Here is an 18,338-nt window from a genome sequence, read left to right as displayed (position 1 = left end):
AGTGAGTGTGACAGCGGCGAAAGGTTTCACCGCAGCGGGCGTCGCCGCCGGGATCAAGGACAGCGGCGGCCTGGACCTGGCGCTCGTCGTCAATGAGGGGCCACGCCGCTCCGCGGCCGGTGTCTTCACCGCCAACCGCGTCAAGGCGGCACCGGTGCTCTGGTCCGAGCAGGTGCTCAAGGGCGGGGAGGTCGCCGCCGTCGTGCTCAACTCCGGTGGCGCCAACGCCTGTACAGGCCCCCAGGGCTTCCAGGACACCCACGCCACAGCGGAGGCGGTGGCCCGCGTGCTGGAGGAGGGCGCCGGCGAGATCGCCGTCGCCTCCACCGGCCTGATCGGCACCCGGCTTCCCATGGACCGGCTGCTGCCTGGCATCGGCGAGGCTGCCGGGCAGCTCTCCCCGTACGGCGGTGAGAAGGCGGCCATCGCCATCAAGACGACCGACACCGTCCACAAGACCGCCGTTCACCAGGGCGACGGCTGGACGGTCGGCGGCATGGCCAAGGGCGCGGGGATGCTCGCCCCCGGGCTCGCCACCATGCTGGTCGTCCTCACGACGGACGCCGACCTCGACGCCGGCGTGCTCGACGGTGCTCTGCGCGACGCGACACGTACGACCTTCGACCGCGTCGACTCCGACGGCTGCATGTCGACCAACGACACGGTGCTGCTGCTCGCCTCCGGCGCCTCTCAGGTCGCCCCCGGTGCGGGGGAGTTCACCGAGGCCGTACGCGCCGTCTGCGACAGCCTCGCGAAGCAGCTCGTCCGGGACGCGGAAGGTGCCTCGAAGGACATCCGCATCGAGGTGGTAGGCGCCGCGACCGAGGACGACGCGGTGCAGGTCGGACGTTCCGTCGCCCGCAACAACCTGCTCAAGTGCGCCGTCCACGGCGAGGACCCCAACTGGGGCCGGGTGCTCTCCGCGATCGGCACCACCGGCGCCGTCTTCGATCCGGACCGGCTGAACGTGGCCATCAACGGCGTGTGGGTCTGCAAGAACGGCTCGGTGGGCGAGGACCGGGACAAGGTGGACATGCGCTACCGCGAGGTCAGGATCACCGCCGACCTCTCCGCCGGCTCCGCGTCCGCCGTGATCTGGACGAACGACCTGACGGCCGACTACGTGCACGAGAACAGCGCCTACAGCTCATGAGCACATCCATGACCCCCGCCGGCACCTCGTCCGTGCCCGCCGCGCGCAAGCACACCGCGCTGCCCAAGGCCCGCACCCTCATCGAGGCGCTGCCCTGGCTCACGCGGCACAACGGCAGGACCGTCGTCATCAAGTTCGGCGGCAACGCGATGGTGGACGAGGAGCTGAAGGGGGCCTTCGCCCAGGACGTCGTCTTCCTGCGGCAGGCCGGGCTCCGTCCCGTCGTCGTGCACGGCGGAGGACCGCAGATCAGCGCCCAGCTGGAGAAGCTGGGCCTGGAGTCGGAGTTCAAGGCCGGGCTGCGCGTGACGACGCCGGAGACCATGGACGTCGTACGGATGGTCCTCGCCGGCCAGGTGCAGCGTGAACTGGTCAACCTGCTCAACCAGCACGGCCCTCTGGCAGTCGGCATGACCGGTGAGGACGCGCACATCATGGCCGCGACCAAGCGCTACGCGACGGTCGACGGCCGGCCGGTCGACATCGGGCGCGTCGGCGACATCGAGAGCATCGAGACCGGCGCGATCCAGGCGCTCCTCGACGACGGCCGGATTCCGGTGATCTCCTCCATCGCCCGCAGCGCCGACGACGAGAGCGGCGGCTCCGGCGGCAGCGGCGTCTACAACGTCAACGCCGACACGGCGGCGGCCGCCCTCGCCGCCGCGCTGGGCGCGGAGACGCTGATGGTGCTCACGGACGTCGAGGGCCTGTACGCGGACTGGCCGCACAGCGACGAGGTGATCAGCGAACTCACGGCAGCCGAGCTGGAAGAACTGCTTCCGGGCCTGGCGAGCGGCATGGTGCCCAAGATGGAGGGCTGCCTGCACGCCGTACGCAACGGGGTCCGTACCGCCCGCGTCCTGGACGGCCGGGTGCAGCACGCGATCCTGCTGGAGATCTTCACCGACGAGGGCATCGGCACGATGGTCGTGCCGGACAAGCGCGAGGGGGAGCCCACACCATGAGCACCGCGAGCGGAGCGACGCGCACCACCACAGCGGCAGGCGCGGTCCGGCACGGCGCGGACGACGCCAACTCCGCGCTCACCAGGCGCTGGCAGTCCTCCCTGCTGGACAACTACGGCACCCCGCGCCTCCCCCTGACCCACGGTCGGGGCGCCACGCTCTGGGATGCCGAGGGCAACGCCTACACCGACTTCGTCGGCGGCATCGCCGTCAACGCTCTCGGCACCGGGCACCCCGCCGTCGTCCGGGCCGTGTCCGAACAGATCGCCACCCTCGGACACGTCTCGAACCTCTTCGTCGCCGAGCCCCCGGTGGCGCTCGCCGAGCGGCTGCTCCGGCTTGCGGGCAGGGACGGGCGCGTCTACTTCTGCAACTCGGGGGCGGAGGCCGTCGAAGCAGCCGTCAAGGCGGGCCGCCGCACCGGCCGTACGCACATGGTCGCGGCCGAAGGCGGCTTCCACGGCCGCACGATGGGCGCGCTGGCCCTGACCGGACAGCCCGCCAAGCAGCAGCCGTTCGAGCCGCTGCCCGGCGACGTCACCCACGTGCCCTACGGGGACGTCGACGCGCTGCGCGGCGCCGTCACCACCGATACGGCTCTGCTCGTGCTCGAACCGGTGCAGGGCGAGAACGGCGTCGTGGTGCCGCCGGAGGGATATCTCGCCGCGGCACGTGACATCACGCACGAGACCGGCACGCTCCTCGTGGTGGACGAGATCCAGACAGGTATCGGACGTACCGGCCACTGGTTCGCCTGCCAGGCGCAGGGTGTGGAACCGGACATCATCACCCTCGCAAAGGGCCTCGGCGGCGGTCTGCCCCTGGGCGCGACGATGCTCTTCGGGGAGGCGGCGGAACTGCTGACTCCGGGTCAGCACGGCTCCACCTTCGGCGGCAACCCCGTCGCCTGCGCTGCGGCGCTCGCCGTGCTGGACACCCTCGCCGAGGACGAACTCCCAGCACACGCACGGCAGTCGGGTGCGCGCCTGCGTGACGCGATCTGGTCGCTCGGGCATCCGCTCGTCGAGCAGGTCCGCGGGGCGGGACTGCTGCTGGGTATCGTGCTCACCGAGCCCGTCGCACCCCGAGTGCAACAAGCGGCTCAGGATGCGGGGTTCCTGGTCAACGCGGTCGCGCCGGATGTCGTACGGCTCGCACCGCCGCTGATCGTCACCGAGGACGAGGTGGACGCTCTCGTCCGGGCCCTCCCCGGTGTCCTGGACGCGGTGGACGGCGGGCACACGAGCCGATGAGCCGAAGAGGATGGACCGGGGCGATGACCGAGGGGTACGCGCACGAACGGGAGCTGGGAAACGGGCACGCCGGCCAGGCAGTACCGCAGACCCGTACGGCCCGGCACCGCCGGATCGTCGACATCCTCAACCGGCAGCCGGTCCGCTCGCAGAGCCAGCTGGCCAAGCTCCTCGCGGACGACGGGCTCTCCGTCACGCAGGCCACCCTCTCCCGCGACCTGGACGAACTGGGTGCGGTGAAGATCCGCAACACCGGTGGTGAGCTGATCTACGCCGTCCCGGGCGAAGGCGGCGACCGTACGCCGAAGGCGCCGCTGGGGGAGTCCGCCAGCGAGGCCCGTATGGCCCGTCTGGCCGGTGAACTCCTCATCTCCGCCGAGGCGTCGGCGAATCTGGTGGTGCTGCGGACTCCGCCCGGCGCCGCGCAGTTCCTCGCCTCCGCCATCGACCAGGCAGGGGTGCACGACATCATCGGCACCATCGCCGGGGACGACACCCTCCTGCTCATCAGCCGCGCCCCGGAGGGCGGTCAGGCGCTCGCGGAGCACCTGCTGAACCTCGCGCAGAAGGAGCATCAGGGCCGCCCATAGGGCACGTCGTTTGGGCTTAGGGGGCTCGCGACGCCCGGCCCGCCCATCTGCTGCGTTGTCGGAGTCGCCCGAGTACGCCCAGTACGAGGGCGATCCTCCGCCCGGCATCTGGACGCACCGGACGCCGCTCGCCGACCCACGAAGATCCAAACGACGCACCCTAGCGACGAGCGGCACCGGCCGTCACCTCATCCGGTTCTGTCACCCCTGACCGTCGAAGCCCGGATCCCGAGTGCCGCCCGTGCCCGGTGCCGGATTCCCGCCCTGTCGCGCGCCGCAGCCCCCGGGATTGCCGATCTCGCAGGCCGTACGGATCTCGCAGGCCGTACGGGCGGGGCGCCCGGTCACGCCCGAGGCCGGTCCCTGCGGGCGAACCATGCCGCGGCCACGGCGCCGGAGATGTTGTGCCACACGGAGAAGACCGCCGACGGCAGCGCGGCGAGCGGGCTGAAGTGGGCGGTGGCGAGTGCGGCGGCGAGCCCGGAGTTCTGCATCCCGACCTCGAAGGCAAGTGCCCGCCTGGCCGGTTCGTCCATGCCGCTGACCCTGGCGGCGCCGTAACCGAGCGCCAGGCCGAGGCAGTTGTGCAGCACCACGGCGAGAAAGACGAGAGCGGCGGCGGACTTGATGGCGTCCGCGCTGCCCGCGACCACCACGGCGACGATCAGGGAGATCGTCAGCGCGGACAGCCAGGGCAGCGCGGGCAGGGCCCGCCGCACGTACCGTGCGGCCAGCAGCCGTACGACCAGACCGGCGATCACGGGCAGCAGCACGGTCTTGAGGATGTCGGTGACCATCGAGCCCGCGTCGACCGGCAGGTACTCACCCGCCAGCAGCAGCGTCAGCGGAGGAGTGACCAAGGGGGCGAGGGCGGTGGACAGGGTGGTGACGGAGACGGACAGCGCCACGTCGCCGCGCGCCAGGTAGGTGACGACGTTGGAGGCCGTGCCGCCGGGCGCGCAGCCCACCAGGATGACGCCCGCCGCCAGCTGGGGCGGCAGGTCCAGCGCCTTGACGATCAGCCATCCGAGTCCCGGCATGATCAGGTACTGCGCGGCCAGACCGACAGCCACCGCCCACGGCCGTCGGGCTATGCCCTTGAAGTCCGGCGGAGTCAACGTCACGCCCATGCAGAACATGACCACACCCAGCAGATACGGAACGGCCTCCGCCGCGCCCGTGAAGGTGCCGGGGGTGATCAGGCCGACGGCTCCGGCGAGCAGCACCAGCAAGGGGAAGAGGGTGACTGCACGCCGCGCGGCGCGGTCGTCTGCGGCTGTTCCGGTCTCACTGACCTCTCGTTCGGTTCGCACCGCGCGATCGAACGCGCTTGCCCCGCGTCGGCGCAACCCCCGTCTCGCCATCCGGGCGTTCCGCATGCTGTTCCCGCGGGCTCTGTACCACCCTGGGGGCATGAGCAGAGCATCGCGGGTGAGAGTGCGGCGGGTGTACGAGCAGGCCGATCCCGGTGAGGACGGGCTGAGGGTGCTCGTGGACCGGGTGTGGCCACGGGGTGTGAAGAAGGAGGACGCCCGGCTCGACGAATGGGCGAAGGAGGTCTCGCCCTCGACGGAACTGCGCAAGTGGTACGCGCACGACCGCGAGCGCTACGGCGAGTTCGCCGAACGCTACCGCGCAGAACTCGCGGAGCCCCGGGCCCGCGAGGCGCTCGAACGGCTGAAGGAGCAGGCGTCCGGCCGGACCCTGACGCTGCTGACCTCGGTGAAGGAGGAGCAGCTGGACCGCAGCCACGTGGCGGTGCTGAAGGAGGAGCTCGGCGGCTGAGGCTGAGGCTGAGACTGAGCGGCCCGGAGCGGTGGGACGCCTTCCGGTGCGCGGGAGAGACGCCACTCTCGGCTCCGTCGCGACGCTCTCACCAGCCACGTTGACGAAGCATACGGTGGAGTGCATACTTATGCCAGTCAGTGTATGCACCGTAAGGAGAACCCCGTGACTGAGCGCGTCGTACTCGCCTACTCGGGCGGCCTTGACACCTCCGTCTGCATCGGCTGGATCGCCGAGGAGACCGGGGCCGAGGTCGTCGCCGTCGCCGTGGATGTCGGCCAGGGGGGCGAGGACCTGGACGTCATCCGCAAGCGCGCGCTCGCCTGCGGTGCCGTCGAGGCCGAAGTCGCCGACGCCAAGGACGAGTTCGCCGACGAGTACTGCCTCCCGGCCATCAAGGCCAACGCGCTCTACATGGACCGCTATCCGCTGGTCTCCGCCCTCTCCCGGCCCACCATCGTCAAGCACCTGGTGCACGCCGCGAAGAAGCACGGCGCCACGACCGTCGCCCACGGCTGCACCGGCAAGGGCAACGACCAGGTGCGGTTCGAGGCCGGCATCTCCTCCCTCGCGCCCGAGCTGGAGTGCATCGCTCCCGTCCGGGACTACGCGATGACCCGGGACAAGGCCATCGCGTTCTGCGAGGACAAGGGACTTCCCATCGCCACGAGCAAGAAGTCCCCCTACTCGATCGACCAGAACGTCTTCGGCCGTGCCGTGGAGACCGGCTTCCTCGAGGACATCTGGAACGCGCCGGTCGAGGACGTCTACGAGTACACCGAGAACCCCGCCACCCCCCGCGAGGCCGACGAGGTCGTCATCACCTTCGAGAAGGGCGTCCCCGTCGCCATCGACGGCCGGCAGGTGAGCGTGCTGCAGGCCATCCAGCAGCTCAACGAGCGGGCAGGTGCGCACGGCGTCGGGCGGATCGACATGGTCGAGGACCGGCTGGTGGGCATCAAGTCCCGCGAGGTCTACGAGTCGCCGGGCGGCATCGCGCTGATCACCGCACACCAGGAGCTGGAGAACGTCACCGTCGAACGTGAGCTGGCGCGCTACAAGCGGCAGGTCGAGCAGCGGTGGAGCGAACTCGTCTACGACGGCCTGTGGTTCTCCCCCCTCAAGCGCGCCCTGGACGGCTTCATCGAGCAGGCCAACGAGCACGTCAGCGGTGACATCCGGATGACGCTCCACGGTGGGCGGGCCGTCGTGACAGGCCGGCGCTCGCAGCAGTCGCTCTACGACTTCAACCTCGCCACGTACGACAGCGGCGACACCTTCGACCAGTCGATGTCCAAGGGATTCATCGAGCTGTTCGGCATGTCGAGCAAGATCGCCGCGAAGCGGGACCAGGCCCAGTAGTCTGCGGCCTCCGCCCGCCGTGCGGGCCGTACACGCAGTTCAGCCGCCTCCCCGCCGCATCCGGTGGGGAGGCGTCGCATTGACACACCCCGAGGAGAGCAGAGCAATGCCCAGCAACGAAGCGCCGCAGCAGGAGCCCGCCGAGCAGGACGTACGGCTGTGGGGCGGACGTTTCGCCGACGGGCCCTCCGAAGCGCTGGAGAAGCTCTCCGCGTCCGTGCACTTCGACTGGCGGCTCGCGCCCTACGACATCGCCGGCTCCCGGGCCCATGCCCGCGTACTGCACAAGGCCGGGCTGCTCACCGCCGAGGAGCTGCACCAGATGACGGCCGGCCTCGACCGGCTGGAGCGCGACGTCGCCGACGGCACCTTCACCGGCACCATCGCCGACGAGGACGTGCACACCGCCCTCGAACGCGGCCTGCTGGAGCGGCTCGGCCCTGACCTGGGAGGCAAACTGCGCGCCGGACGCTCCCGCAACGACCAGATCGCCACCCTCTTCCGCATGTACCTGCGCGATCACGCCCGCATCATCGGCGGGCTCCTCGCGGACCTGCAGGAGGCGCTCGTCGGTCTGGCGGAGGCCCACCCCGACGTCGCGATGCCGGGGCGTACGCACCTCCAGCACGCCCAGCCCGTGCTCTTCGCCCACCATGTGCTGGCCCACGCCCAGGCCCTCTCCCGCGACGCGGAGCGGCTGCGCCAGTGGGACGCGCGTACGGCGGTCTCCCCGTACGGCTCCGGCGCGCTCGCCGGGTCCTCGCTGGGCCTTGACCCGGAGGCGGTCGCCGCCGACCTCGGCTTCGAGCACGGCTCGGCCGCCAATTCGATCGACGGGACGGCATCCCGGGACTTCGTCGCCGAGTTCGCCTTCATCACGGCCATGACGGGCGTCGACATCTCGAAGATCGCGGAGGAGGTCATCCTGTGGAACACGAAGGAGTTCTCCTTCGTCACGCTGCATGACGCCTTCTCGACCGGTTCGTCGATCATGCCCCAGAAGAAGAACCCGGACATCGCCGAGCTGGCCCGCGGCAAGTCCGGCCGCCTCATCGGCAACCTCACGGGGCTGCTCGCCACGCTCAAGGCCCTGCCGCTCGCGTACAACCGCGACCTGCAGGAGGACAAGGAGCCGGTCTTCGACTCCTGCGACCAGCTGGAGATGCTGCTGCCCGCCTTCACGGGCATGATGGCCACCCTCACGGTGCACCGGGAACGGCTGGCGGAGCTGGCCCCCGCCGGGTTCTCGCTCGCCACGGACGTCGCAGAGTGGCTGGTCAAGCGGGGTGTGCCGTTCCGGGTGGCGCACGAGGTCGCGGGGGAGTGCGTCCAGGTCTGCGAGCGTGAAGGCGTCGAACTGGACGAGCTGACCGACGAGCAGTTCGCCGCGATCTCGCCCCACCTGGGCCCCTCGGTGCGCGAGGTGCTGAACGTGCCGGGCGCGCTGGCGGCCCGGGACGGGCGCGGAGGCACGGCCCCTTCCGCGGTGGCCGTGCAGCTGGGCGAGGTGAAGGCGGATCTCGCGAAGCAGCGCGAATGGGCCGCCGCCCGCCGCTGAGGTATCCGTACGCGTACCAGCCGCGCTGTCGGGCACCCGAGTGGCCTCCCGACAGTGAAGCGAGGCGAGACGCGATGATCGGATCTGTGCGTCACCGGCCTGACGCGACGCAAACCGGCAAGAACCACGACACCGTGGCCGAGCTGGTCAAACAGGCCTCTGAACAGCTCACGGACGTCGTTCGCAGCGAGATGCGTCTGGCGCAGGCGGAGATGAAGGAGAAGGGCAAGCGCGCGGGCTTCGGCGGAGGCATGTTCGGCGGGGCCGCGATCATGGGGCTGCTGGCTCTGTGGTCCCTGGTCTTCGCGGCGATCGCGGGCGTCGCCCTGGTGCTGCCCGTCTGGGCCGCGGCCCTGATCATCGGCGGCGGACTGCTGCTGGTGGCCGGTGTGCTGGCCCTGGCAGGCAAGAAGCAGTTCGGCTCCGCGACGCCGGCCAAACCCGAGAGAACCATCGACAGCGTCAAGGCGGATGTCGAAGCGATCAAGGAAGGAGCCCACCGATGACGCACAAGGCCCAGGCGGGAGGCTCCGCAGACACCCGGCAGCTGAGGGCCGAAGTGGAGCAGGCGCGCGAACAGCTGGCGGACACCGTCGCTGCGCTCGCCGGCAAGGCGGACGTCAAGGCGCAGGCGCGGGAGATGGCCGCGCACGCCAAGTCCAAGGCCTTCTTCGAGGCGAACGAGGCGAAGGCCCGCGTGCAGCACACGGCCGAGGAAGCCGCGAACCGCGGATTCAACAGGCCGGGGCCCGTCGTGGCGCTCGTCGGGGGTCTCGGAGTCGCGGCGCTGGCGACGTTCCTCGTGCTGCGCCGGCAGCGCGGAAAGAAATGAGGTGAACCGATGGTCAAGCTGCTCTACAAGCCCTTCGGCATCATCTTCGGACTTCTCGGCGGTCTGCTCGCCAGCGCGCTCTTCAGCAAGGTCTGGAAGGCCGTCACTCACCAGGACGACGCACCGGACCCCGGCGACGAGGAGCGCGGATGGAAGGAGATCCTGCCCGCCCTGGCCCTCAAGGGGGCCATCGCCGGCGTCGTCAAGGGTCTGATCCACCGGGGCGGCGCCACCGGCGTCCGCGGTCTGACGGGCACCTGGCCCGCCTGAGCGGCCGGGCCGGGGGCACAACAGAAAGAAGGGAAAGAGCGCCGGTACCGCGGATGCGGTACCGGCGCTCCTTGTGCCGGGGGCCCGTCCGACCGGTGTGGCCGTCGGACCCGGCTCACGGGGCTCACAGGGCTCACGTGACTCACGCAGCCTTGCGGGGCCCGCCTTCCTCCCCGCTCTCCCCGGGAGGGCCTTCACCGGGGCCCGGGCGCCGACCGCCGTGTTCTCCCGGCCCCGCCTCGCGGGCGCCGTGGCCGGGTCCCGCCGTTTCCGCGCCGCGGTCGCCGGGGGGCTGGTCCTTCGGGCTGGGCTCCGGGCCGCCTTCGGGCCGCCGGACGCCGGAGTCGGGCCACTTGCTGGTGTCGCGGGGAGCGACGTACGGCTCCTCCTGGAGGGGATGGCCGCCGCTGATCGCCCGCTGGCGTGCCAGCTCGGCGTCGAACTCGAGGCCGAGAAGGATCGCCAGGTTGGTGATCCACAGCCAGACCAGGAAGATGATCACTCCCGCCAGGGTCCCGTAGGTCTTGTTGTACGAGCCGAAGTTGGCCACGTACAGCGCGAAACCCGCGGACGCGACGAGCCAGATCACCACCGCCAGCACACTGCCCGGGGTGACCCAGCGCAGGCCGCGTCCCTTCACGTTCGGCGCGCCCCAGTACAGCAGCGCGATCATGAGGGCGACGAGGAGCAGCAGCACCGGCCACTTCGCGTAGTTCCAGACGGTCAGCGCGGTCGAGCCGAGCCCGAGAGCGTCGCTGGCCCGCTGGGCGAGGGGTCCTGTGAAGACCACCAGCAGTGTGCTGACGGCGAGCATCACCATCAGCAGCAGCGTCAGCCCGACGCGTACCGGCGTGACCTTCCAGGCCGGGCGGCCCTCGGGAAGGTCGTAGACCACGTTCGAGGTACGGATGAAGGCGGCGACGTAGTTGGACGCCGACCACAGCGCGCCCAGCAGACCCACGACGGCCAGAATGCTGCCCGTGCTGCTGCTGCCCTGAAGTTGCTGGATCGCGTTGGTGAGGATGTCGCGCACGGAGCCCGGCGCGAACTTCGAGACGTTGCTGAGGAGCTTGTCGATGGAGCCCTTGCCGAGGATTCCGAGCACGGAGACGAGGACCAGCAGCGCCGGGAAGATCGACAGCACGGCGTAGTACGTCAGCGCCGCCGCGCGGTCGGTCAGCTCGTCGTCCTTGAATTCCTTGAGGGTGCGTCGCAGGACCGACTTCCACGACCGGCCGCCGAACTTCCAGGGGCTGTCCGCGGCGGCTTCCTCGGTCCTCGCGTCGGGGCCTGCGACGGGCTTCTCCGGCCGTCGGCCGTTGCTATCGCTACCAGACATGCCCCTCGGGGTTGCCCCCGTTGCCTCGGCCAATCAGAGGCGTGGGCGTTTCACCCGAGCGGCTCGTTCCGGTTGGCGTTCAGGCCGCCTTGGCCTTGGTCGCGTAGATGTCGACGTACTCCTGCCCGGACAGCCGCATGACCTCGCTCATGACCTCGTCGGTGACGGCCCGCAGCACGTACCGGTCCCGGTCCATGCCCTCGTAGCGGGTGAAGTCCAGGGGCTCCCCGAACCGTACGGCGATGCGCTTGCCGGGTGCGGGGCGCGGGATGCCGTTGCCGCCGGGCTGGATCGCGTCCGTACCGATCATCGCGAAGGGCACCACGGGGGCGCCGGTCATCAGCGCGAGGCGGGCGATGCCCGTACGCCCGCGGTACAGGCGCCCGTCGGGGGAGCGGGTCCCCTCCGGGTAGATGCCGAAGACCCGGCCCTCCTCCAGCACGCGCCGGCCCGTCATCAGCGCGGCGACACCGCCGCGCCCGCCGTCCCTGGCGACCGGGATCATGCCGACGCCGCTGAAGAACCAGGCCATCGCCCGGCCCTTGAGGGACTTGCCCTTGACGTACTCGTCCTTGCCGATGAAGAAGACTTGCCGGTCGGTGACCAGGGGAAGCACCATCGAGTCGATGAACGTCAGGTGGTTCCCGGCCAGAATCACCGGCCCCGAGCCGGGAATTCGTCCGGCCCCTTCCACCTGCGGGCGCAACAGCACGCGCAGCAGCGGGCCGAGGGTTGCCTTGATCAGACGGAAACGGGACAACTGTTCCTCCGGTCGACGACGGTCGGGCGCATAGCTGCGCAGGTGAGGACGATACTTGCCGACGGGCGTGGCCCGGACACCGGGTTCACCGCACCGATACGCAGAGTTGACGTGTGCCACGACCGCAGCTCCCTCATGCCGGGCCGGCCGGACTTCCCCGGCGTCCGGGTGTCATCTGCCCCGAGTTTCCCGCTTGTTCGGCCCTAAGCCTCCCCTCCGTGGTGAAGCCGCACCTACGATCGGCCAGGCGTCCGCCCGGGACCTTTCGTGTGCCGGGCGGACGCATTCGGATGAGACGAGCTGAGGGAGAGCCCATGGGACAGGAGCAGAAGCCGGGTCGCAGACTCGTGCTCGGCGCGGCCGTACTCGGTGCCGCCGGCGCGGCGACGGTGGGCACGGGCGGCAGCGCACTCGCGGACGGGAAGAGCGGGGGACGCGGGAAGGACGGGCCGGGGGGAAAGCTGCCGGTACCGGCCGTCGTCGCACACCGGGGCGCCAGCGGTTACCGCCCCGAGCACACCTTCGGCTCGTACCAACTCGCCCTCGACATGGGCGCGGACGTCATCGAGCAGGACCTCGTGCCCACCAAGGACGGGCACCTCGTCTGCCGGCACGAGAACGACATCACCGCCACCACCGACGTGGCGGCCCACCCGGAGTTCGCCGGCCGCAAGACCACGAAGACGGTCGACGGAAAACCGCTCACCGGCTGGTTCACCGAGGACTTCACCCTCGCCGAGCTCAACACGCTGCGCGCGAAGGAACGCATCCCCCAGACCCGCCCGCACAACACCCTCTACGACGGGCGCTGGCAGGTGCCCGCCTTCGAGGACGTGCTCAAGTGGGCCGAGCAGCAGGGCAGGAAGCGCGGCCGCCCCGTATGGCTGCACATCGAGACCAAGCACCCCAGCTACTTCCGCAAGCTCGGCCTGGAGCTGGAGCCGCGGCTGGCGAAGCTGCTGCGCAAGTACGGGCGGCACCGCGCGCACTCGCCGAACTTCGTGCAGTCCTTCGAACCCAGCAGCATCCAGCGGCTGAAGAAGCTCGTCGACTGCCCCGGCGTGTGCCTCCTGGACGCGCCCGGCTCCCGGCCCTGGGACTTCGTGGAGGCGGGCGACCCGCGGACCGTCGCCGACCTGGTCAAGCCGGAGGGCCTGAAGTGGATGGCGCGCTTCGCCGACGGCATCGGGCCGGTGGTCGATCTGGTCATCCCCAAGAACCCCGACGGCAGCCTGGGTGAGCCGACCACGCTCGTACGGGACGCGCACGCCGAGAACCTCGTCCTGCACCCCTACACGATGCGCAACGAGAACAGCTTCCTCCCGCTGGACTTCCGCAAGGGAGACGACCCCAACGCGTACGGGGACGCCTTCGGAGCCTTCCGCGCCTACTTCAGCACGGGCATCGACGGCATCTTCACCGACAACCCGGACACGGGGAAGCTCGCGGCGGCGGACTTCGACAAGGGCTGAGCAGTCCGAGCAGTCCGAGCAGCGCGAGGCTGAGCGGGCAGAGTGTGCGGGTGCGGTCTGACGGGGCGTGTGCTCCGTCGGACCGCACCGTTCTGCGCGCCCCTGCCCTCGCCTGCCCGGGTGGCGTCGCGCGGATGCGGAAACCGCGGCCCCACCGGCGTCGTCGCGACGGTCATGAACCCCAGTAACAGCCCTCCCGAGTACCGCTCGTACGCCGGGACTCCGGAGCGGCGCTCCGGTGGTCTCCGTCAACTTCCGCCCGCCTTGAGCCGGTTGGTGGCGGCCGAATGCGCTGCCGAAGCGCCCGCCGCAGGCATGGAACCGGAGGATCTCCAGCAGGCCGTGTGGCTGCGCTGGCTGGAACGGGAGCACGAACGGCAGCAGGCCCCGGCCACGGAGCACGTCCCGGGCAGCGGCGCCGGCCCTTCGGCCAGGTGGCTGCGCTCCGCCGTCCGGGCGGAGGCGCGGCGTGCCCGTCGCCGCGCGGGGAGGGAGACGCCCTGGCCGGAGGAGGGCGTCACCGTCACGTGGGGGAGCGCACCGCTCCACCGGCCGGCGGAACTTCCCGTACTCGCGGCCGAGCACCGCCGCGTCCTCGACGCGGCCGTCACCCGCCTTCCCGGGCGATGCCCCGCACTGGTGCGTGCGCTCCTGTCCCGGCAGGACCTCACCTACCCCGAAATCGCACGTGAGTTGGGAATGTCACAGGGGAGCCTGGGCCCGGTTCGTTCCCGATGTCTGGGTTGCCTGCGCACAATGCTCGCGGCGTCAGATTGCGGAACCTGAACTTGGGGGAATGCTGCGGGCAGCAATCGGCGTCACCAGGGCAGACAGTCCGGACACGGCACCCTCGTCCATCTCCGTGCCCGGGCGCACTCATGACAAGGGGAGGCAGGCGCACATGGGCATGAGCGTGACCATCTCTGCGGCGGACGAGAACGACGCCGAGCAGATCCTCAAACTCCAGTACCTGTGCTTCCAGAGCGAGGCGGAGGCGTACGGCGACTACGCCATCGCTCCGCTCACACAGTCCCTGGAGGCGCTGCGCGCGGAGATGGCCGCCGGATGTGTGCTCGTGGCACGTCTCGGCGAGGAAGTCGTCGGTTCGGTGCGCGGTGCCGTCGACACGGACGGCACCGCCCGTATCGACCGGCTCTGCGTCCACCCGCGGCTCCAGCGGCACGGTCTCGGCGGCAGGCTGCTGGCCGGGATCGAGGCCAGGCTCGCCGCGGAACGGCAGGCGAAGCGCTACCACCTCGTGACCGGTCACCGCAGCGAGGGCAATCTGCGGCTGTACCGCAAGTACGGCTACACGCCCGTGAGCACCGAGCGGGACAGGAAGGTGACGCTGACGGCGATGACGAAGGACGCCGAGGGCACCGCCCCCGCGGCGTTCACCGCGAGCGCCTGACGGGTCCGGCACTCATGCCCTGCCCGGGGGACCCGCCTGCCCGGGCACCCAGCCGGCCGGTACGACCCCGCGCGGCGGCCGGAAGGCCCCGGCCCGGACGGACTCAGCTGTGGCCGCGCTGCGAACGACGACGCGAACGGCGCAGCCACAGCAGCCCCGTGACCGGAAGGATCACCGGGATGAAGAGATAGCCCATGCCGTAGTCCGACCAGACCGTCGCATCGGGGAAGGCCGAGGGCACGGCCAGCGTCCACGTGCCCACCGTCAGCACTCCCAGCAGTTCCACGCAGCAGCAGAAGAACGCCGCCCTGCGGGCCCGCTCGCCTCCGCGCACCAGGGCGACCGTGATGAAGGCGTACACCAGCGCGGCGAGCGCCGAGAGGAGATAGGCGAGCGGCGCCTCGTCGAACCGGGTGCTCAGCTGCACGATCGAGCGGGACGCCGCGCCCACGGTGAAGATGCCGTAGAGCGTCAGCAGCAGCGTGCCCGGGCCGCTGCCGATGCGGCTGCGCGGGCTGGAGGACGAGGGGGAACCGCCCGGCGGAGCCGCGCCGCCCCCGGGCGCGGACTCAGCCACCGCTGCCGCCTCCCCAGATGTCGTGCAGCCGCGCCTGGAGTGCCGCCAGAACCACTGCGCCTGCGACCACGCTGAGCGAGCCCCACTTCGTACGCTCCGTCAGCGAGATGAGCCCCACCAGCGGCATGCAGACCACGACAGCCGCCAGATACGCCACGAAGACCGCGGTGCCTTCCGCGGGCTCACCGCCCCGGGCGAACTGGACGATGCCCACCACGAGCTGCACCAGTGCGAGCAGTGTCACCACCGCCATGCCGATGAAGTGCCAGTCCTTGGTCGGCTGATTGCGGAAAGCCGCCCAGCCGCACCATGCGGCCAGTGCGAGGGCCGCCACAGCGAGGACGACGGTGAGTGGCGTGAACATGGGCCGAGTTTATGAGGAGGGCGTTCCGCGTCCGCGTGCGGGCCTCGACCGGCGTGCGGAACCTCGTCGAGGCCCGGTCCGGCACGCGCCCGGCGGCTCTCCCCGTTCCGCCGGCCGGGGACGCAGACCGGTTCCGGTGCTCACCAGGACACAGCGGGAACCGGCCGGTCGCGAGTCCCCGTATCGACATGTCGGTACACAACCCCCGTTCCCGCCTGCGAAGCCGTCGCCGACGCTGCGGCAGACCTGTTTCATGCTGCATGCTGTGCACTGCTGCAATCGTCTGGAACACCTCAAGGACCCGCTGCCGCGGTCCTCCCAGAGCGACCGGCAGACCTGAAGTGGTCCTCCGGGGAGAGCGAAACCCCCAGACCCTCGATCCGTATGGAGCGGCGCATGACTTCGACCTTTCCGGATGTCTCGATCAGTACGGACCGGCTCGTGCTGCGCCCCCTCGAGGAGGCGGACGTCCCCTCCCTCACCGAGATGATGCGGGACGAGCTCGTAGCCGCGTGGACGACAGTCCCCGTCCCCTACCGTGACGCCGACGCACGGGAGTTCATCCTGAGGCGCGCGCCGTCCATGCGCACGGAGGGCGAGGGCATCGTCTTCGCCGTCACGGAGTTCCTCACCCACCGGCTCGTCGGGCTCGTGCAGTTGGAGAACACCGACTGGCGGACGCTGTCCACCGAGGCCGGCTATGTCACCGCGCCCTGGGGGCGGGGCGAGGGATACGCCTCGGAAGCGGTGCTCGCACTCGCCCAATGGCTCTTCGGGGACCAGAAGTTCGAGCGCCTCGAACTGCGTACGGCCGCGGACAACACCGCCGCGCAGCAGGTCGCCCAGAAACTCGGCTGCATCAGCGAGGGCGTGCTGCGTAACGCCTGGATAGCGCGCACCCGCACCGAGGACGGCGGCTGGGCCGAGATCCGCACCGACCTGCTCGTATGGAGCCTCCTGCCCGAGGACCTCGAAGGCATCCCGGAAGAACTCGCCGACGCCGGCGGCTACGCCTCGTACCCGGACTGGCTCCACTCCCGCTGAACTCCCGCCGGCCCGGCCCCGAGCCCTCCGGGCCGGATCGGTACGGCCCGCTCTCCACCCTGCCCGTGGCGGCCCGGCAGGGATTCCACGCGACCGCCTGCGGCCGGCCTGTCACCGGCCCGCCCTCCGGCGCCGGCCGAGTGCCCCGCCTCCCGGGCCCCGGTCCATGACTCCGCATGTCAGGAACCGTACGCACCCGGGGGCCGGTGAACCTCCCCGCGGAGGTAGGCTCGATGAGCCCCGACCTGCGACATGCCCAGGAGAGACGCACCGATGGCCGACCGCGTCACCGTGATCGGGTGGGACGGTTCGCCGCTGTCCGGCGCCGCCCGCTCCGCCCTCGGCGCGGCCACGCTCGTCGCCGGGGCCGCGCACCACCTGCAGCTGCCCGAAGTGCCGCGGGGCGCCGAGCACGTGAGGCTCGGCAGCGTCTCGCTGGCCGCCCGGCGCATCGCCCGGCACCGTGGTACGGCAGTGGTCTTCGCCGACGGCGATCCCGGCTTCTTCGGCGTCGTACGCGCCCTGCGCGCCCCGGAGCACGGGCTCGAGGTCGAGGTCGTCCCCGCCGTGTCCGCTCTCGCCGCTGCATTCGCCCGCGCCGGAATGCCGTGGGACGACGCACAGTTGGTCGTCGCGAACTCCCGCACGCTGCGCCGCGCGGTCAACGTCTGCCGCGCCCACACGAAGGTCGGCGTCCTCACCTCTCCCGGCGCCGGACCGGCCGAACTGGCCCTGCTGCTGGGCCCCGTGCACCGTACGTTCGTCATCTGCGAGGCGCTGGGCACGTCCAGCGAAGAGGTCACCGTTCTCACCTCGGAGAAGGTCGCCGACCACACCTGGCGGGACCCCAACGTGGTGATCGTGGTGGGAGGTTCGCAGCGAGGCGCGCAGCAGCCGGGCGCAACGGGCCCCCGGTCCGGGGAAGCCGGAGGACACGGCGCGGGTGCCGCAGGGCCCGGCCAGGCCAACCTGGGCCACCAGGGCGGTGGCTGGCTCGCCGCCCAGTCGCCCGGCTACCCGCCCCCGGTGCGCGGGTGGGCTCTGCCGCACGCCTGGTACGCGGCGGAGGAGCCCGGCGCCGGTCGCGTACCGCCGCCGCGGGCGGGCGAGTCGGCGCAGCTGCGCGCCGGGCAGCTGGCCCGGCTGGGACCCCGGATCGGGGACCTCGTGTGGGACATCGGCTCCGGCAGCGGCGCACTGGCCGTCGAGGCCGCGCGGTTCGGTGCTGCCGTCATCGCGGTCGACCACGATCCGGACGCGTGTGCCCGTACGGCAGCCGCCGCCTGGCGGTTCGGGGTGCAGCTGGACATCGTGCAGGGCGCCGCGCCGCAGATTCTGGAGGACCTGCCCGAACCGGACGTGGTGCGGGTGGGCGGGGGCGGTGTCCGAACGGTCACGGCCGTCGTCGAACGCCGTCCGGGCCGCATCGTCGCGCATGCCGTGACGCGGGACGAGGCCGAAGCGATCGGAAGGGCGCTCGCCGAGGGTGGTTACGCCGTCGAGTGCGCCCTGCTCCAGTCCGTCCAACTCGACACGGACGAGTGGGTGGAGAGTGAACGAGCTGTCGTTTTCCTGCTGGCCGGTGTCCGTAACTGAAGCACTG

General features: G+C 71.0%; 20 protein-coding genes. 15 read left to right on the top strand and 5 right to left on the bottom strand.

The window, feature by feature from the left end; genetic code table 11:
* Position 1 precedes the first annotated feature (1 nt).
* Genes argJ through ACFPA8_RS21740 form a run of 4 tightly spaced genes read left to right on the top strand, consistent with a single transcriptional unit; the run spans position 2 to position 3,961 of the window.
* Positions 2–1,153, top strand: coding sequence for a bifunctional glutamate N-acetyltransferase/amino-acid acetyltransferase ArgJ (gene argJ / locus ACFPA8_RS21755; RefSeq protein WP_386451094.1), 1,152 nt, complete (start codon positions 2–4; stop codon positions 1,151–1,153).
* On the top strand, positions 1,150–2,118 hold the full coding sequence (gene argB / locus ACFPA8_RS21750) for an acetylglutamate kinase (protein WP_386451092.1): 969 nt from the start codon (positions 1,150–1,152) through the stop codon (positions 2,116–2,118). Before argJ ends, argB begins: the two co-directional genes overlap by 4 nt.
* Positions 2,115–3,371 (top strand): acetylornithine transaminase, encoded by a 1,257-nt coding sequence (locus ACFPA8_RS21745; RefSeq protein ID WP_386451090.1) that lies wholly within the window; start codon positions 2,115–2,117, stop codon positions 3,369–3,371. The genes argB and ACFPA8_RS21745 overlap by 4 nt, the downstream gene beginning before the upstream one ends.
* A gap of 23 nt (positions 3,372–3,394) precedes the next feature.
* Positions 3,395–3,961, top strand: coding sequence for an arginine repressor (locus tag ACFPA8_RS21740; RefSeq protein WP_386451088.1), 567 nt, complete (start codon positions 3,395–3,397; stop codon positions 3,959–3,961).
* A 344-nt stretch (positions 3,962–4,305) separates the two neighbouring features.
* Here ACFPA8_RS21740 and ACFPA8_RS21735 read toward each other — a convergent pair whose 3' ends face one another.
* Positions 4,306–5,325, bottom strand: a complete 1,020-nt coding sequence (locus tag ACFPA8_RS21735; protein ID WP_386451086.1) for a bile acid:sodium symporter family protein — start codon at positions 5,323–5,325, stop codon at positions 4,306–4,308.
* Between the two features lie 49 nt (positions 5,326–5,374).
* Between ACFPA8_RS21735 and ACFPA8_RS21730 the strand changes: the two genes are divergently transcribed.
* From ACFPA8_RS21730 to ACFPA8_RS21705, 6 genes are all read left to right on the top strand, one after another.
* Positions 5,375–5,746: a DUF488 domain-containing protein gene (locus ACFPA8_RS21730; RefSeq protein WP_386451084.1), complete on the top strand. Its 372-nt coding sequence runs from the start codon at positions 5,375–5,377 to the stop codon at positions 5,744–5,746.
* Positions 5,747–5,911: 165 nt separating this feature from the next.
* Positions 5,912–7,108 carry an argininosuccinate synthase gene (locus tag ACFPA8_RS21725; RefSeq protein WP_386451082.1) on the top strand — a complete coding sequence of 399 codons (1,197 nt, stop codon included), beginning with the start codon at positions 5,912–5,914 and terminating at the stop codon, positions 7,106–7,108.
* 106 nt (positions 7,109–7,214) lie between these two features.
* Complete coding sequence (gene argH / locus ACFPA8_RS21720) at positions 7,215–8,666, top strand: argininosuccinate lyase (protein ID WP_386451080.1); 1,452 nt, start codon at positions 7,215–7,217, stop codon at positions 8,664–8,666.
* A 74-nt stretch (positions 8,667–8,740) separates the two neighbouring features.
* Entirely contained in the window at positions 8,741–9,172 is a 432-nt protein-coding gene (locus ACFPA8_RS21715) for a phage holin family protein (RefSeq protein ID WP_386451078.1), read from the top strand.
* Positions 9,169–9,498, top strand: coding sequence for a DUF3618 domain-containing protein (locus ACFPA8_RS21710; protein WP_386451076.1), 330 nt, complete (start codon positions 9,169–9,171; stop codon positions 9,496–9,498). Before ACFPA8_RS21715 ends, ACFPA8_RS21710 begins: the two co-directional genes overlap by 4 nt.
* Positions 9,499–9,507: 9 nt before the next feature.
* A complete protein-coding gene (locus ACFPA8_RS21705; protein ID WP_386451074.1) occupies positions 9,508–9,768 on the top strand; it encodes a DUF4235 domain-containing protein in 261 nt (86 codons plus the stop codon).
* Positions 9,769–9,910: 142 nt separating this feature from the next.
* On the opposite strand, the gene ACFPA8_RS21700 is transcribed toward ACFPA8_RS21705, so the two are convergent.
* A complete protein-coding gene (locus ACFPA8_RS21700) occupies positions 9,911–11,107 on the bottom strand; it encodes a YihY/virulence factor BrkB family protein (RefSeq protein WP_386451073.1) in 1,197 nt (398 codons plus the stop codon).
* A 79-nt stretch (positions 11,108–11,186) separates the two neighbouring features.
* Positions 11,187–11,867 (bottom strand): lysophospholipid acyltransferase family protein, encoded by a 681-nt coding sequence (locus tag ACFPA8_RS21695; protein WP_386451071.1) that lies wholly within the window; start codon positions 11,865–11,867, stop codon positions 11,187–11,189.
* Between the two features lie 314 nt (positions 11,868–12,181).
* Between ACFPA8_RS21695 and ACFPA8_RS21690 the strand changes: the two genes are divergently transcribed.
* The 3 genes from ACFPA8_RS21690 (at position 12,182) to ACFPA8_RS21680 (ending at position 14,750) form a co-directional block, all read left to right on the top strand.
* Positions 12,182–13,339, top strand: a complete 1,158-nt coding sequence (locus ACFPA8_RS21690; protein ID WP_386451069.1) for a glycerophosphodiester phosphodiesterase — start codon at positions 12,182–12,184, stop codon at positions 13,337–13,339.
* Positions 13,340–13,513: 174 nt separating this feature from the next.
* On the top strand, positions 13,514–14,125 hold the full coding sequence (locus ACFPA8_RS21685; RefSeq protein WP_386451067.1) for a sigma-70 RNA polymerase sigma factor region 4 domain-containing protein: 612 nt from the start codon (positions 13,514–13,516) through the stop codon (positions 14,123–14,125).
* A gap of 115 nt (positions 14,126–14,240) precedes the next feature.
* Complete coding sequence (locus ACFPA8_RS21680; protein WP_386451065.1) at positions 14,241–14,750, top strand: GNAT family N-acetyltransferase; 510 nt, start codon at positions 14,241–14,243, stop codon at positions 14,748–14,750.
* 103 nt (positions 14,751–14,853) lie between these two features.
* Here the strand turns inward: ACFPA8_RS21680 and ACFPA8_RS21675 are convergent, their stop codons facing one another.
* Positions 14,854–15,252, bottom strand: coding sequence for a hypothetical protein (locus ACFPA8_RS21675; protein WP_386451487.1), 399 nt, complete (start codon positions 15,250–15,252; stop codon positions 14,854–14,856).
* 67 nt (positions 15,253–15,319) lie between these two features.
* A complete protein-coding gene (locus tag ACFPA8_RS21670; protein ID WP_386451063.1) occupies positions 15,320–15,691 on the bottom strand; it encodes a hypothetical protein in 372 nt (123 codons plus the stop codon).
* A gap of 396 nt (positions 15,692–16,087) precedes the next feature.
* Here ACFPA8_RS21670 and ACFPA8_RS21665 point away from each other — a divergent pair, with 396 nt between their 5' ends.
* Positions 16,088–16,735 carry a GNAT family N-acetyltransferase gene (locus ACFPA8_RS21665; protein ID WP_386451061.1) on the top strand — a complete coding sequence of 216 codons (648 nt, stop codon included), beginning with the start codon at positions 16,088–16,090 and terminating at the stop codon, positions 16,733–16,735.
* Between the two features lie 273 nt (positions 16,736–17,008).
* Positions 17,009–18,331 carry a precorrin-6y C5,15-methyltransferase (decarboxylating) subunit CbiE gene (cbiE, locus tag ACFPA8_RS21660; RefSeq protein ID WP_386451059.1) on the top strand — a complete coding sequence of 441 codons (1,323 nt, stop codon included), beginning with the start codon at positions 17,009–17,011 and terminating at the stop codon, positions 18,329–18,331.
* Positions 18,332–18,338: the final 7 nt, after the last annotated feature.

It is taken from the genome of Streptomyces ovatisporus, assembly GCF_042653885.1.
Taxonomy (GTDB): domain Bacteria; phylum Actinomycetota; class Actinomycetes; order Streptomycetales; family Streptomycetaceae; genus Streptomyces; species Streptomyces ovatisporus.
Note: the sequence above shows the minus strand (reverse complement) of the source record. Positions and strands in the feature narration are given on the sequence as shown.